This window comes from Pararhizobium gei, assembly GCF_029223885.1.
In the GTDB taxonomy this organism is placed as follows: Bacteria; Pseudomonadota; Alphaproteobacteria; order Rhizobiales; family Rhizobiaceae; genus Pararhizobium; species Pararhizobium gei.
On sequence record NZ_CP119410.1, the window covers coordinates 43,010 to 56,967 of the forward strand.

Here is a 13,958-nt window from a genome sequence, read left to right on the forward strand (position 1 = left end):
GACCATCGTCCGGGCTTTTCCTTTGATCGGGTGCTTCGCTTAACGGCGGGCGTCGAGGCTGTAACGACCCGCGCCGAACGCCACGACCTGCAGCAGACCGCCGGCCATTGCGATGTTCTTGAAGAAGTGGATGAACTGGTTCAGGTCGCTGAGGTTGTTGTGGAACGTCAGTGCCGTGGCAACGCTGAACAGGGCAAGGATCAGAGCGACGATGCGGGTCTGGAAACCGAGGATCAGGGCAATGCTGCCCAAGAGTTCAGTCACGACCGCTGCGCCGTAGGACAGCGGCGGGAAGGGCAGGCCAACCATATTGATATAGCCGATCGTTCCAGCCGGGTCAGAGATCTTGCTGATACCGGACAGAAGGAAGATTGCTGCCAGCAGGACACGGCCGGTGAGAGGCGTGACGCCGTTGATGAGGGCCGAATGGGAGAGAGTTTCAACGCGCTGGGCGATTGCATCGGAATAAGACATGGACGTTCTCCTTAAGTTTGGGGCGTAGCCACCGTGGCTGCGTCGTGAGGAGAAATTGCCACCATCCGAGCGAACGAAAAAGCTGGATAATATCGCAGATTATCGTCGAAAAAATCGAACGATGGAGGCAAAGAAAAACCCGCGCTTTTGAGGGCGCGGGTCCGACTGGAGGGTCGAGCAATCAGATAACGGAGAGCAGCCCTCCATCCACCAGGAGCGCAGTGCCCGACACATAGCTCGACAGGTCCGAGCCAAGGAAAGCGACAGCATCTCCGACTTCCGCCGGCTTGCCAAGCCGGCGAAGCGGCGTCCTCTGGCGAAAGCCCTCGGAGGCCTGGGCGATACCGGGGCTCGTGCGAAGAAGCTCCGTGTCGATGGTGCCGGGTGCGACTGCATTGACGCGGATACCGTCGGGGCCAAGAGCGTCGGCCAATGATTTGGCCATCAGCACAACGCCGCCCTTGCTGGTCGAGTAGGCGACGGTGATGCCGGCGCCAGAGATCCCGCCCATGCTTGCCATGAGGACAATGCTGCCCTGCTTGTTGAGTGCTTTCATCTGACGTGCAGCTGCCTGCGCGCCAAACAGCGGGCCATCGAGATTGACAGACATCAGGCGGCGGTAATCGTCTTCCGGAACCTCCGCCCCGTCTGTCTTCAGCGTAATGCCTGCATTTGCGACCATGACATCGACGCCGCCGAATTCTTCTGCCGCCGCAACGAGGGCGTCGTTGTCAGCCTTGCGGCTGACGTCTGCTTTCACGAAGACGGATTTGGCCCCCAGTTTTCTGATCTCCGAAGCAGTGGGTTCACCGCCTTCGCGCGGTGCTTCCACGACGTCCGAGACGATGACTGCTTTGGCGCCATGTCCGGCGGCCCGAATGGCGATCGCACGTCCAATGCCGCTTGATGCGCCGGTTACGATGACGACTTTGCCGTCGAGAATGTTACTGTTGCTCATTGTGGTGATCCTTAATGTTCCGGCACTTTGGGGGCCGAGGAGGGCAGGGCGTCGAGTTGCTGCAGAAGATAATAGAGGTTGGCCACGCCCCAGTGTTCGGCGATTTTGCCGTTGCGGATGCGCATGGCGTCCACGGTTTCGAACTTGATCTGGCGGCCCGTTGGTGCGATCCCAAGGACGACGCCCCGGTGCGTGCCGTGATAGGTCTTGAAAGTCGTCACGATGTCGCCATCGACCGCTTGCCAGTGAATTTCCGCGCGGAAGTCAGGGAAGGCTTCGCGCAGCGCGTGGTAAAGACGACGCGCTCCTTCCTTGTCTGGCGTCCCGCCTGGCTGCGGTGTGTGGTCCAGAAAATCGTCGGCGAAAAGCTCGTCGAAAAGTTCGAAGTTGCCGCCGGACTGCACCTCGAGTGTGTTGCGGCGGACGATTGCTTTCAATGATTCAGGTTGGTCTGACATGGGATTTTCCTTTCAAGATTCGGTGTCAGAGTTCAAAACCACCGATTGTCATGCCGCCGTCGACGGTCAGCATATGTCCGGTGACATAGGAGGCGGCGTCGGAGGCAAGCCAGATTGCCGCGGCCGCGATTTCCTCCGGCTTGCCGCCGCGTTTGGCAGGAATGGCGTTCTGAGCGAGTGCCGCAAACGCCGGGTTCTGGTGGCTGTTTGCCGCAACCATTGGCGTTTCAGTCCAGCCAGGCGCGATCGCGTTGACGCGAATGCCGTGCGCTGCATTCTCCATCGCGACGACCCGGGTCAGGCCCTGCACCCCGTGCTTGGAAGCAGCGTAGGCACTCATGCCTCCCGGTCCCGTCAAAGCGGCGACGGAAGCCGTGTTCACGATAGAGCCACCACCACTACGCTTGATCAGCGGGATCTGGTACTTCATCCCGAGAAAGACACTCTGGAGATTGACTGCGATGACCCGCTGAAAGTCTTCCAATGGATAATCTTCAATCCGTTTTGCAGGGCCGGTTATCCCGGCATTGTTGAAGGCCGCGTCGAGCCGACCGGATGCGGCATCGATCTGTTCGATCCATCCGACGACCTGAAGTTCGCTCGCGACATCGAGCTCGGTTGTGAATGCCCGGCCATCTTCGGCGCGGATGAGCTCTGCCGTTTGGGTGAGACCCTCGGCATCGCGATCAGCCAGATGCACTGTCGCGCCGTCGCGAGCGAGCCCAAGTGCTATCGCCCGACCGATCCCAGAGCCTGCACCGGTGACCGCGACGACCTTGTTTGAGAAAAGCGAGGACATGACTTCTCCTTGCCAGCCGATCGCAATCGGCTGGTCTGGTTGGAGCTGAATTTCAAGAGTGAGTTAGGCGGGTTTAGTTGCGGGCAGCGACAAGAGCGGCAGCAGTGCGGGCGACGATTTCGCCCTGATGGAAGGCACCGGCGAGATCGATTTGCGAAGGCTGGCGCGACCCGTCGCCACCGGCAACTGTCGTTGCCCCATAAGGAGCGCCGCCAACAATTTCTTCAGTGCTCATCTGGCCCTGGTGGCTATAGGGCAGGCCAACGATGATCATGCCAAAGTGCATGAGGTTGGTGATGATCGAAAACAAGGTGGTTTCCTGGCCGCCGTGCTGGGTGCCGGTCGATGCGAACGCTGCGCCCACCTTGCCGTTGAGAGCACCCCGTGCCCACAGACCACCGGCCTGGTCGAGGAAGGCTGCCATCTGCGACGACATCCGCCCGAAGCGTGTGCCGGTACCGACGATGATCGCGTCGTAGTCGGCGAGTTCCGCGACTGTCGCAATCGGTGCCTCCTGGTTGATCTTGAAATGAGACTTTTCGGCAATTTCGAGCGGGACAGTTTCCGGGACACGCTTGATCGTAACATCGGCGCCGGCGCTTCTTGCGCCTTCAGCGATTGAGCCTGCCATTGTCTCGATGTGGCCGTAGGACGAGTAGTAGAGAACGAGAACCTTGGTCATTTCGGTAACTCCGTGAGGATGTTGGTGTCGATGAATGCAACATCTGCTTTTTCATCGTTCGATAAAAGCTGCATAATTTTGTCCATTACGTTCGATTTTATCGACCGATTCCATTGTCAAAAATCCGTGTTGCCTTCCGTGAAATTCTCTATATCTTATAACTTATAAGTTAGGGAACAACGGGAGTATATCCGTGACATCGTTAAATTTCTATAGCGGCCATCCACCGATGGATCGCAACAATGACCCATTGTCTGATGCGCAGTTGGAGCATCTCCGCGAGCGTGCAAAATTCGTGCGGCTGGAAACGATCCGGCTGATATCAATCGCTAAAGTGGGGCACTACACGTCAGTGTTCTCATGCGCCGAGATTTTTGCAGCTCTGTACTACGACGTCATGAGGATCAAAAAAGGCGAGCCCGCATGGCCCGACCGCGACCGCTTCCTCATGGGTAAAGGCCACGCCGCCGTCGGGCTTTTCCCGATTTTGGCCGATCTCGGTTACTTCGACCCAAGCTGGCTGGATTCCTACACGCGTCTAGGGAGCCCACTCGGCGACCACCCAGATATGACCAAGGTGCCAGGCGTCGACTTCAGCTCCGGCTCCATCGGACATGCTTTGTCCAACGGCGTCGGAATGCTCCTCGGAGGTCGCTTCCATAAGCGTGACTTCAACGCCTTCGTACTTCTCGGAGACGGAGAGATGCAGGAAGGGCAAGTCTGGGAGGCCGCCTTGTCTGGCTCGAGCCACGGCCTCTCCAATCTGATCGCGATTGTCGACCGCAACGGCTATCAGCTTGATGGAAAGGTTGACGATATCCTTGCTGTCGAACCTCTGGATGAAAAATGGCGAGCGTTTGGATGGGAAGTCCACACCGTCAACGGCCACGACATCCATGCTCTCACCGCTCTACTGCGGCAGGTCAAAGCCGACAAGGGTCGCACGAAACCTTGCTGCATTATCGCGAAGACCGTCAAGGGCAAGGGCATCGATTACATGGAAACCGAACCAGGCTGGCACCTCGGCTTCCTTGGTGCGGAAGACGAAGCGAATGCCCTCGAAACGATCCAAAATACGGTGATCTCATAATGAACCAGCTGATTTCCAAGGACTCGTGGCAGTACCGCGAAGTCAATCGCCGCGCCCCCTCGCTTCCAACTTTTTCCAATGCCCTGATCGAACTCGTGGAAGCCGGTCATCCTGTGATGGCGGGAACCGCAGATCTTCAGTATTCCAACGGTTTGAACGAGTTTGCCCAACGCTTTCCGGAGCGGTTTGTCCAGTTTGGGATCTCTGAACAGAACATGGTCTCCGCTGCAGCGGGTATGGCAACGACGGGTGTTATCCCATACGTGGCCACGTTCGCGTCTTTTCTTGCACTGCTTTGCTGCGAGCAGATCCGAATGGATGTCGCTTATTGCAGACAGCCGGTCCGCCTGATCGGCCATCACACCGGCATTTCGCTCGGTTTTTACGGTACCTCCCATCACGCAACGGAGGACATCGCGATCACGAGAAGCATCGCGAACCTGGCCGTCGTTTCGACAGCGGACGGCCCGGCTCTCGCCGCGGCACTCAAGGCGACCGTCGATTATCCTTTGCCAATCTATTTCCGCATTCACCGCGGACATGACCCAGTGGTTTACGACAACGGCGTCGATTTCCAGCTTGGGAAGGGGATTGTTCACGGCATAGGCAACGACGTTACTATCATCGCGGCCGGGCACCCGGTCCATGGTGCGAAAAAAGCAATGGAAGAGCTCAACGAGGCTGGCTACTCGGTCGGTCTGATTGACATGCATTCCATTAAACCACTCGACGAGGAAGCCATACTGGAGGCATCCGCGCGCTCCAAAATCATCCTCACGGTGGAGGAACACAACATTATCGGCGGTCTCGGTGGCGCGGTAGCTGAAGTCCTTGCTGAAAAGGGTAAAGGCGCTCGTCTCGTTCGCCACGGTATCAGGGACGAGTACAGCCTCATCGCTCCTCCGACCCATCTCTACAGGCACTATCGGCTTGATGCTGCCGGGATTCGCGCTGTCTTGCTCGAGGCCATCGAAGGAGCAAGCGCATGACGAATAACGAGGTTATCGCACGCCGCGCTGAAGCCGTCATTCCCGGCGGTCTTCTCAGCCCCAGCCGACGCCTTGGAGCGCCTATCGCTTTCTCCAGGGCGGACGGGCCTTACCTCTACGACGCCGACGGCAATCGCTACACAGACTATCACTGCGCGTTCGGTGCAAACGTGCTCGGGCACCGCAACCCGGCAATCTTCAAGGCGATCGCGGGTGTCAACGAGAGTGTCGATTTGATCGGCGCCGGTGTGCTCGAACTGGAGGTCGAGGTCGCCGAGCTCCTTGTAAAGGCCATCCCGTGCGCCGACCAGGTCGCGTTCTGCAGCAGCGGATCGGAAGCCACATACCATGCCCTCCGTCTAGCCCGTGCCTACACGGGGCGAAAACAAATTATCAAGTTCCAGGGCGGCTATCACGGGTGGCACGACTACGTCGCGATGAACGGCCAGTCCAGCCGCCAGATGATCGGCTCGTTCGACCCGATGTCCGACGGAATCCTTTATGACGCGGCTCGATATACGAAGATTTTGCCCTACAACAATGCAACCGCCGTTGAGGACTATATCAGAGCCAACCCCGGCGAGGTTGCCGCGATCATCATCGAACCAATCGCGCACAATATGGGCGCCGTCATTGCACAGAACCAGTTCCTACAGGACCTGCGCAGGATAACGAGCGAAAACGGCGTTGTACTGATATTCGACGAAGTTATTACGGGGTTCCGGCACGCGCTTGGCGGCTACCAGTCGATCGTCGGCATCACCCCCGACCTCGCCACCTTTGGCAAGGCAGCCACTAGCGGCTACCCGATTGGTCTTGTTGCCGGCAGCAGGGACATCATGGAACGTGTCGGGAGAACTGGCGACGGAGCCGTGTTCATGGGTGGCACCTTCAATGGAACACCGTCTTCTCTGTCCGCCGTGAAAGCCACCGTTCAAGAGTTGTCAAAGCCCGGCGTCTACGACCGCCTCTTCGAACTCGGTAGCTACCTCCGGAAGCAGATCGACGAAATTATAGCGCGGCACGGCATCAGAGCGCAGTCGGCGGGCTTTGGCTCGGTCTGGCTCGTTTACTTCTTCGATGGCGAGTTCCGGGAATACGCCGATCTGCTCCGGAACGACAACGATCTCGACATGCGGTTCCGGAGGGCACTGATAGAGGGAAAACAGATTTTCCAGCCGCTTCAGCTCAAACGCCTCTACCTCTCCCTCAGCCACGACGAGACCGTGTTGAACGAGACTCTCGAGCTTATCGACACCACCATGGCCCACCTCGCGCGGTCGGCCGCGGCTTAACTTCCAGAACCTGATCTCAATCAAAAAAGGGGAACCAATGAAACATCGGTTAATTACATTGATGGTCACGGTCGCGTGTTTTGCGACCACGACTCCGACACTTGCCCGCGATCTTACGGTCGTCGGCTTCGGCGGCGCAACGCAGGAGGCGATGCGCGAGACACTCTTCAAGCCTTACGAACAAAAGTCGGGAGCACCACTTCTGGAGGAGTCTTACACAGGAGGCATCGCCAAGGTGAAGGCGATGGTCGAGACTGCAACGACGACATGGGATGTCGTGCAGATGGACGAGAATGAGATGATCTTGGCTTGCGACCAAGGACTTCTCGAAACGTTCGACTGGAAGACATTGCCGAACGCAACAGACATCATTGGACCTGCCAAATCCGACTGCGGGGTTGGCGCGTTCGTCTGGTCGAAGATACTGGCTTACGACGGGGACAAGACCACCGGCGTGACATCCTGGGCAGATTTCTGGGATGTCAAGAAATGGCCTGGGAAGCGAGGCTTGCGCAAGCAGGCGCGGATGACGGTGGAAATCGCACTTCTGGCCGACGGCGTAAAGCCGGAGGATCTGTACAAGGTTTTGGCGACGAAGGAAGGTCAGGATCGCGCCTTCGCCAAGCTCGACCAGTTGAAGCCTAACATCCAGTGGTGGGAAAGCGGTGCCCAGCCGATGGAATGGCTCGCGTCTGGCGAGGTCACCATGACGTCTGCGTATAACGGTCGTGTTATTGCAGCCAATCAGCAGGGCAAGCACTTCCAGATGTTCTGGACCAATCAACTTTACGCTATGGATTTTTGGGCTATTCCTAAGGGCAGCAATACGAAGGCGGCATTTGATATTGTCACCTACATGACAAGCCCCGAGCCTCAAAAAGCATTTGCGGAAAAGATGGTCTATGGCGTCACGAACGCAAAGGCGACCGCCAGTATTTCTGCCGATATAGCCCCTCAACTTCCTACCGCTGAGAAGAACATGGCAGGCGCTGTGGCCCTGAACACCCCATTTTGGGTCGATCACGAAGAGGAGCTGCAACAACGATTCAACCGGTGGGTAGCGCAATGAGGAGGAACCCCATGCCATATCGTAAACTTTTCAGCGGGCTTATGCTGCTCGCATGCCTCGGCGTTACATCCGCGGCGCTGGCGGATTCAGGAAGCCTGACCGTGGTTGGTGCAGGTGGCGTGCTTCAGGACGCGGAGCGAAAAGCCTTTTTCGAACCTTTTGCGAAGTCGTCTGGTGTGAGCGTCACCGAAGACTCTTATTCAGGTCAGATGGCCAAGGTTCGTGCAATGGTGGCCAGCGGGAGCGTTTCCTGGGACGTCATGCAGGTCGAGCAGAACACGCTGCTGTCAGGATGCGCAGAAGGCCTGTTTGAAGAACTCGACTGGACTAGGATAGGAAATCAGGAAGACTTCATTCCTGAAGCTTACAGTGAGTGCGGAGTTGGCGCTTTCGTCTGGTCCATGGTTCCAAGCTATGACAAGTCCAGGCTCGCTGATGGGCCGAAGAACTGGGCAGACTTTTGGAATACTCAGAAATGGCCTGGCAAGCGAGGTTTTAGACAAACTGCCAAGATGACGCTCGAGATCGCTCTGCTTGCAGACGGCGTGCCCGCTAGAGAGGTTTACGATGTTCTGTCGACCAAAGCCGGTCAGGATCGCGCCTTCGCCAAGCTCGATCAGATCAAATCGGACATAATCTGGTGGACGTCTGGAGCGGAGTCGCTGGAGCGTCTGGCGTCTGGTGACGTCGCGGCAACAGCAACCTTTAACGGCCGTGTGTCGGCCGCGAATGCGACGGGTAAAAACTTCGCCCTTCTCTGGGATGGTCAGGTTTATGGCATTGACTACTGGGGCATCGTGAAGGGAAGCGCCAACCGGGAAAACGCTGAAAAATTCATTGCTTTCGCATCCTCCGACACCGCGCAGTCGGCCTTCCCGCAGTATATCACCTACGGAGTGACCAACAAGAAAGCCATCTCAAACGTCAAGCCCGAGCTGGCGAAGGACCTTCCCACCACCGAGGAAAATCTGAAAAACGCTGTCGGCCTCAACACCGAGTTCTGGGCGGACAATGGTGAGGCTCTTGAGGCGAGGTTCGCAACATGGCGGGCTCAGTGACATCCGAATTGGCAGTGCGGCAGTCCTCCGGGGCTGCCGCCGCCCAGCCCGGACGCGCGTTAGCGCTCGCGGCTGGTTTTCGCGCCGACCGAAAAAGGCAGAGAATGATCTCGGTCATGCTGATCGGACCGCTCGTTGCGTTCATCGTCTTCGCATTCGTTCTACCGCTGGGAACCATGCTGTTCTACGCGGTGAACAACCCCGAGGTTCGCAACGCACTGCCGCAAACACTGGAAGTTTTGAAAACATGGGATGGATCAGGTCCTCCACCCCCGGAGGCCTTCGACGCGCTTGTCGCTGACATAAAATCCGATGTTCCACCGAACGTTCTTGCCGAAGCTGGCCGTCGTCTGAACTACGAGATAACTGGCTTCCGCAGCCTCCTTGCCAAGACAGTTCGCAACGTTCGCAACGCCGAAATAACAGTAGCGCAGCAGCACTTATTGGCTATCGACGAACAATGGAATGATCCTGCCTACTGGAGGGTAATCCAGCGGAACGGGTCCGCATTGACAGCATTCTATCTGCTGTCTGCTGTCGATCTTAGACCTGGAGACGAAGGAGGTGCCAAGCTCGCTCCTCGGGAAGAGCGGCTTTTCCTTTCTACGCTGATGAGAACGCTGGTCATCAGCGCTGTCGTAACGCTCATCTGCGTTCTCCTTGCCTATCCAATAGCCAATGCGGTCGTTTCTGTCGGGGGACGATTCTCGGCCATCATGCTGGCTTGCGTTCTGTTGCCGTTCTGGACCTCGCTTTTGGTGAGAACGAGTGCCTGGATCGTGATTCTTCAGAAGGAAGGGATAGTCAATCGCGTGTTACAGGCACTTGGTTTGACGGACGCCCCGCTTGAGCTCGTGTTCAACAGAACCGGCCTTTATATTGCAATGGTCCACATCCTGCTGCCGTTCATGGTGCTACCGCTTATCAGTGTCATGAAGGGTATCTCGCCGACCTTCGTCCGCGCCTCATCATCTCTGGGGGCAGGGCCGTTGACAACATTCCTCAGAGTATATCTCCCGCTTACGCTGCCCGGCGTCGGTGCTGGTTGTCTCCTGACATTCATCATCGCAGCAGGTTATTATGTCACACCGACACTGGTTGGCGGCGCATCGGACCAAATGCTCAGCTATTTTGTCGCCTTCTATGCGAACACGACAATCAACTGGGGCATGTCAGCCGCACTCGGCGTCCTTCTTTTGAGCTGCATTCTGGCGCTGTACATCATTATCGGCAGGATCGTCGGTATCGACCGGATCGTTGGAATGGAGTGAGTCATGCCTGCTAATATCAGACGCTTACAGATTGGGTTTTGTTTTTTCGCGATGGTTTTCCTGATTGGGCCGACCTTCGCAATCATCCCGATCTCTTTCAGTTCGGCGAACTTTCTTTCGTATCCGCTACCCGGCTTCTCGCTGCAGTGGTACTATAAGATATTGCAGCCGCAGCCATGGATGGCTGCGCTGCTGAACAGCCTCATCATCGGCGCGGGCGCGACTGCGGTCGCAACGGTCCTCGGCACTGTGGCAGCTCTCGGTCTCTCAAGAGGACATCTTCCCGCACGATCGACGATTCTCGCCGTCATCATCTCTCCGATGATCGTCCCCGTCGTGATTAGCGGTGTCGGAATGTACTTCTTCTTCGCGAAACTGGGCCTCGTTGCTTCCTTCCTGGGCCTTGTACTGGCTCACGCCGTGCTTGCGGTACCCTTTGTCGTGATCACCGTGACCGCGACACTGAAGAACTTCGATATGAACCTGGTGCGAGCAGCGGCAAGCTTGGGTGCTTCGCCTTTTCACGCATTTCGTACAGTGACACTTCCCCTGATTGCTCCCGGCGTCGTGTCGGGTGCGCTGTTTGCTTTCGTCTTTTCGTTCGATGAGGTGGTCGTTGCCCTATTTATCAGTGGTCCGGGACAGAAAACCCTGCCGCGACAGATGTTTGACGGTCTTAGGGACAATATCGACCCATCTATCCTGGCAATGTCGACGCTGCTCGTCATCATCTCGATCATCCCAATGAGTGGTGGAGCCCTCGTCCAGAAACGCGCGGCCGCTCATGCGAACCCGCAGAATAAGTCGGAGTAATTGGTAAATGATCATCGTAACTGGAGCCACGCACGGGATTGGACGGGCTTGCGTCGAAACGCTTGCAGCAGCAGGAAGACAGGTAGTTGCAACCGGTAGAGACGCTGTCGCTGGCGCAGAACTTGCCGAAGCAAACGCGACTGTCGTTTTTGTCCCGGGTGATGTCACTGAGGAAAATGACTGCAGAAAGGTCGTCGAGTATGCTCTCGAATTGGGTGGTGGAAGTCTTTCAGGTCTCGTCAACAATGCGGGAATGTCAAAACGCATTTCATTCTCTGAGGCAACACAGGCGGACTGGGACGAGGTACTCGCGGTTAATGCGCGCAGCGCGTTCCTCTTCACACGCCACGCTCTAGCGGGCCTAAGGAAGGGGAGGGGCTCGGTTGTAAACATCGCCAGCATCGCCGGCAAGACGGGCGAGGAGGGACTGGCAGTCTATTGCGCATCGAAAGCTGCCGTCATCGGAATGACCGAAGCGCTGGCTCTCGAGTTTGGGGAAGAAGTGCGCTTCAATGCAGTGTGCCCTGGACAGATCGCAACACGAATGATGAACAAGATTATCGCTGATCCACTGAGGAAAAAGCAGCTTGAACTGCGTATTCCGGCGAACCGCTTCGGTACGCCGGAAGAGGTCGCAGACGTGGTTGCATGGCTCCTGTCCGATCACTCCAGCTATGTGAATGGAACGGTCATCACTGTCGACGGCGGTGAAACGGCAGGCTTGCGCACCCCGCGTATTGCTGAAGTTACAAACTGAGAACCAAGTGATCGGGAGCTAAACCAGCTCCCGCTCTTCGAAATATCGCAGAAAGCTTGTTGATGCCCGTGTAATATCATTCTCGATTGCCGCTCGGGCCTTTTTCTTGTTCTTCAACCGAAGAGCTTCCAGGAGGTGCTCATGCTCTTCGGCGCCAACGTAATCGTGTGGGATCTCTCGATAATAGACATTGAGGATGGGTCCCATAGACACCCACATTGTCTCGATTTGCGCGATGAGCATCGGCATTTTTGAAAGGCGATAGACGCCGAAATGGAAAGACCTGTTTGCCGATCGTGCAGCCTCAAAGTCATCAGACTTCTCGCTCGCGACAAAAGCTTCGTGGAAGTTCTTTAGCTGCTCGATGTCCGCTGCTGACACATTCTCTACCGCAAGTTCAGCAGCAAGGCCCTCAAGAGCAGTACGTATCACTTTTATCTGTACATAACGATCTTGACTGAGTTCCGGGACAACGACAAACCGGCCCGAACGGAGTTCGAATGCCTGCTCGCTCACAAGACGCAAGCACGCTTCACGCACAGGGGTGACACTCGTGCCGAGCCTTTCCGCGAGCTCTTGCATCAAAAGCCGCTCGCCGGGAGCAAAACTCCCCACAATCAAACCCTCACGCAGCTTGGTATAAATCCTGGCAGACAGGCTCCCCATCTCCCCCGGCTGCATGTCCATAACACTCATCGTCTCAACTCCTAATCCCTACTGCTTGCATACCTGAACCGGACGCCACGACCAACCACTTATATCTTATAATCCAGCCGTGCACGTTAGATGACGAATTTTATTCCAAATCCAACAAAGCAGTTGTCAACTTCTTCTGATAACTTATAAGTTATAAAACACAAGAACGCTTTGGAGGCTATCGTGCTTAATTCGCTCCGGTCACGCGATATGGCGTACCATTTTCACTCGCAGACCAATCCCCGCCGTCAGGAGGTTGACGGCCCGTTGATGATCACCAAAGGGGAGGGCTGCTATGTCGTCGACGAGCTCGGCAACCGATATCTGGAAGGTATGGGTGGGCTTTGGTGTGCATCGCTCGGCTTCGAGAACGAGCGTCTGGCAGAAGTGGCGGCCAGACAGATGAAGACGCTGGCGACCTACCATACGTTCAATCATCGCTCGAACGATCCTTGCGCGGACGTGGTTGAGCAGATCGCCGAGCTTTCGCCAATTTCAGGGAGCAGGGTATTTCTGGTCAACTCAGGCTCGGAAGCCAATGACACGATGGTCAAGCTGGCCTGGTATTATAACATCGCCCGGGGAAAACCATCCAAACGTAAGATCATCAGCAGAAAGGGCGCCTTCCACGGCAGTACCGTGATGGGAGCAGCTCTCGGCGGCCTGCCGCACATGCACGAGAGCTTCAATCTGCCAGGTCTGAACGTTATCTACGCGGAGAAGCCACACTTCTACAAACACGGTATGCCGGGCGAATCGGAGGAAGCTTACTGCGATCGTCTGATTGCCGACCTGGAGAGCCTGATTACCGCAGAAGGACACGAAACCATAGCCGCAATGATCGCCGAACCGGTCATGGGTGCAGGCGGGGTCGTTACGCCTCCGCCCGGGTATTTCCCACGCATCAGCGAAGTCCTCAAGCGCCATGACATTCTCCTTCTCTCGGACGAGGTGGTCTGCGGCTTCGGACGCAGTGGCAACTGGTTCGGATGCGAGAGCTTCGGTTTCGTACCCGAAATGATGTCCATCGCGAAGGGCCTGTCCTCGGGTTATGTCCCTATCGCCGCAGCAGTGATCGGAGATCACGTTTACCAAACAATAGCTGACGAGGCCGATCGCATTGGGGTTTTCGGACACGGTTTCACGTATTCGGGTCACCCCGTAACGGCGGCTGTGGCCGCCGAGGTGCTCCGTACATACCGTGAAATGGATATCCCCGCGCGTTCCCGGGAACTAGGCCGTTATCTTTTCGAGAAGCTTGAGACCTCGATCGCTGGCAGCCCCTTTGTAGGTGAAATTCGCGGCGCAGGCTTTCTCGCCGGGATCGAGCTCGTAGCCGACAAGTCGACGAGGACCGCGTTTGAGCCAGCCCTCAAAGTTGGCGCATTTGTCGAGCGTCGTTGCCGCGCACACGGCGTCATGATCCGGAACATGGGCGATGTGATTTCCGTCTGCCCGCCATTCATCATGACAACACCACAGATCGACGAGCTTGTGGGCGGTATTTCCGCGGCGCTCGAAGACGCTGTTTCTGAATTCAAGAATTGAG

General features: G+C 56.7%; 15 protein-coding genes. 9 read left to right on the forward strand and 6 right to left on the reverse strand.

What is annotated here, in order from left to right; genetic code table 11:
* Positions 1–39: 39 nt before the first annotated feature.
* The 5 genes from PY308_RS21240 to wrbA all read right to left on the reverse strand — a co-directional run bounded on the left by PY308_RS21240 (position 40) and on the right by wrbA (position 3,371).
* On the reverse strand, positions 40–474 hold the full coding sequence (locus PY308_RS21240; protein WP_168340833.1) for a DoxX family protein: 435 nt from the start codon (positions 472–474) through the stop codon (positions 40–42).
* A gap of 181 nt (positions 475–655) precedes the next feature.
* Positions 656–1,432, reverse strand: coding sequence for an SDR family oxidoreductase (locus PY308_RS21245; protein ID WP_275791410.1), 777 nt, complete (start codon positions 1,430–1,432; stop codon positions 656–658).
* Between the two features lie 11 nt (positions 1,433–1,443).
* Positions 1,444–1,890 (reverse strand): ester cyclase, encoded by a 447-nt coding sequence (locus PY308_RS21250; protein WP_275791411.1) that lies wholly within the window; start codon positions 1,888–1,890, stop codon positions 1,444–1,446.
* A 25-nt stretch (positions 1,891–1,915) separates the two neighbouring features.
* The gene (locus tag PY308_RS21255; protein WP_275791412.1) at positions 1,916–2,689 is read right to left on the reverse strand and encodes an SDR family NAD(P)-dependent oxidoreductase; all 774 of its coding nucleotides are present in this window, start codon (positions 2,687–2,689) and stop codon (positions 1,916–1,918) included.
* A 73-nt stretch (positions 2,690–2,762) separates the two neighbouring features.
* Entirely contained in the window at positions 2,763–3,371 is a 609-nt protein-coding gene (gene wrbA, locus PY308_RS21260) for an NAD(P)H:quinone oxidoreductase (protein ID WP_275791413.1), read from the reverse strand.
* A 229-nt stretch (positions 3,372–3,600) separates the two neighbouring features.
* Between wrbA and PY308_RS21265 the strand changes: the two genes are divergently transcribed.
* From PY308_RS21265 to PY308_RS21300, 8 genes are read left to right on the forward strand one after another with little or no spacing between them, the layout of a single operon-like run.
* Positions 3,601–4,461 carry a transketolase gene (locus PY308_RS21265; RefSeq protein ID WP_275791497.1) on the forward strand — a complete coding sequence of 287 codons (861 nt, stop codon included), beginning with the start codon at positions 3,601–3,603 and terminating at the stop codon, positions 4,459–4,461.
* Entirely contained in the window at positions 4,461–5,450 is a 990-nt protein-coding gene (locus tag PY308_RS21270; protein WP_275791414.1) for a transketolase family protein, read from the forward strand. Before PY308_RS21265 ends, PY308_RS21270 begins: the two co-directional genes overlap by 1 nt.
* Entirely contained in the window at positions 5,447–6,745 is a 1,299-nt protein-coding gene (locus PY308_RS21275; protein ID WP_275791415.1) for an aspartate aminotransferase family protein, read from the forward strand. Before PY308_RS21270 ends, PY308_RS21275 begins: the two co-directional genes overlap by 4 nt.
* A gap of 37 nt (positions 6,746–6,782) precedes the next feature.
* Complete coding sequence (locus tag PY308_RS21280) at positions 6,783–7,814, forward strand: polyamine ABC transporter substrate-binding protein (protein WP_275791416.1); 1,032 nt, start codon at positions 6,783–6,785, stop codon at positions 7,812–7,814.
* 11 nt (positions 7,815–7,825) lie between these two features.
* Positions 7,826–8,872, forward strand: a complete 1,047-nt coding sequence (locus tag PY308_RS21285) for an ABC transporter substrate-binding protein (RefSeq protein ID WP_275791417.1) — start codon at positions 7,826–7,828, stop codon at positions 8,870–8,872.
* Positions 8,857–10,143: an ABC transporter permease gene (locus tag PY308_RS21290; protein ID WP_434064275.1), complete on the forward strand. Its 1,287-nt coding sequence runs from the start codon at positions 8,857–8,859 to the stop codon at positions 10,141–10,143. The genes PY308_RS21285 and PY308_RS21290 overlap by 16 nt, the downstream gene beginning before the upstream one ends.
* A gap of 3 nt (positions 10,144–10,146) precedes the next feature.
* A complete protein-coding gene (locus PY308_RS21295) occupies positions 10,147–10,956 on the forward strand; it encodes an ABC transporter permease (protein ID WP_275791420.1) in 810 nt (269 codons plus the stop codon).
* A 7-nt stretch (positions 10,957–10,963) separates the two neighbouring features.
* The gene (locus tag PY308_RS21300; RefSeq protein WP_275791421.1) at positions 10,964–11,713 is read left to right on the forward strand and encodes an SDR family NAD(P)-dependent oxidoreductase; all 750 of its coding nucleotides are present in this window, start codon (positions 10,964–10,966) and stop codon (positions 11,711–11,713) included.
* An 18-nt stretch (positions 11,714–11,731) separates the two neighbouring features.
* On the opposite strand, the gene PY308_RS21305 is transcribed toward PY308_RS21300, so the two are convergent.
* Entirely contained in the window at positions 11,732–12,409 is a 678-nt protein-coding gene (locus PY308_RS21305) for a GntR family transcriptional regulator (protein ID WP_112852962.1), read from the reverse strand.
* Between the two features lie 210 nt (positions 12,410–12,619).
* Here PY308_RS21305 and PY308_RS21310 point away from each other — a divergent pair, with 210 nt between their 5' ends.
* On the forward strand, positions 12,620–13,957 hold the full coding sequence (locus PY308_RS21310; protein WP_275791498.1) for an aminotransferase: 1,338 nt from the start codon (positions 12,620–12,622) through the stop codon (positions 13,955–13,957).
* Position 13,958 lies beyond the last annotated feature (1 nt).

Coding starts and splice junctions, on each gene's coding strand:
- PY308_RS21240 (WP_168340833.1), bottom strand. CDS start 474: ATGTCTTATTCCGATGCAATCGCCCAGCGCGTTGAAACTCTCTCCCAT.
- PY308_RS21245 (WP_275791410.1), bottom strand. CDS start 1,432: ATGAGCAACAGTAACATTCTCGACGGCAAAGTCGTCATCGTAACCGGC.
- PY308_RS21250 (WP_275791411.1), bottom strand. CDS start 1,890: ATGTCAGACCAACCTGAATCATTGAAAGCAATCGTCCGCCGCAACACA.
- PY308_RS21255 (WP_275791412.1), bottom strand. CDS start 2,689: ATGTCCTCGCTTTTCTCAAACAAGGTCGTCGCGGTCACCGGTGCAGGC.
- wrbA (WP_275791413.1), bottom strand. CDS start 3,371: ATGACCAAGGTTCTCGTTCTCTACTACTCGTCCTACGGCCACATCGAG.
- PY308_RS21265 (WP_275791497.1), top strand. CDS start 3,601: ATGGATCGCAACAATGACCCATTGTCTGATGCGCAGTTGGAGCATCTC.
- PY308_RS21270 (WP_275791414.1), top strand. CDS start 4,461: ATGAACCAGCTGATTTCCAAGGACTCGTGGCAGTACCGCGAAGTCAAT.
- PY308_RS21275 (WP_275791415.1), top strand. CDS start 5,447: ATGACGAATAACGAGGTTATCGCACGCCGCGCTGAAGCCGTCATTCCC.
- PY308_RS21280 (WP_275791416.1), top strand. CDS start 6,783: ATGAAACATCGGTTAATTACATTGATGGTCACGGTCGCGTGTTTTGCG.
- PY308_RS21285 (WP_275791417.1), top strand. CDS start 7,826: ATGCCATATCGTAAACTTTTCAGCGGGCTTATGCTGCTCGCATGCCTC.
- PY308_RS21290 (WP_434064275.1), top strand. CDS start 8,857: ATGGCGGGCTCAGTGACATCCGAATTGGCAGTGCGGCAGTCCTCCGGG.
- PY308_RS21295 (WP_275791420.1), top strand. CDS start 10,147: ATGCCTGCTAATATCAGACGCTTACAGATTGGGTTTTGTTTTTTCGCG.
- PY308_RS21300 (WP_275791421.1), top strand. CDS start 10,964: ATGATCATCGTAACTGGAGCCACGCACGGGATTGGACGGGCTTGCGTC.
- PY308_RS21305 (WP_112852962.1), bottom strand. CDS start 12,409: ATGAGTGTTATGGACATGCAGCCGGGGGAGATGGGGAGCCTGTCTGCC.
- PY308_RS21310 (WP_275791498.1), top strand. CDS start 12,620: ATGGCGTACCATTTTCACTCGCAGACCAATCCCCGCCGTCAGGAGGTT.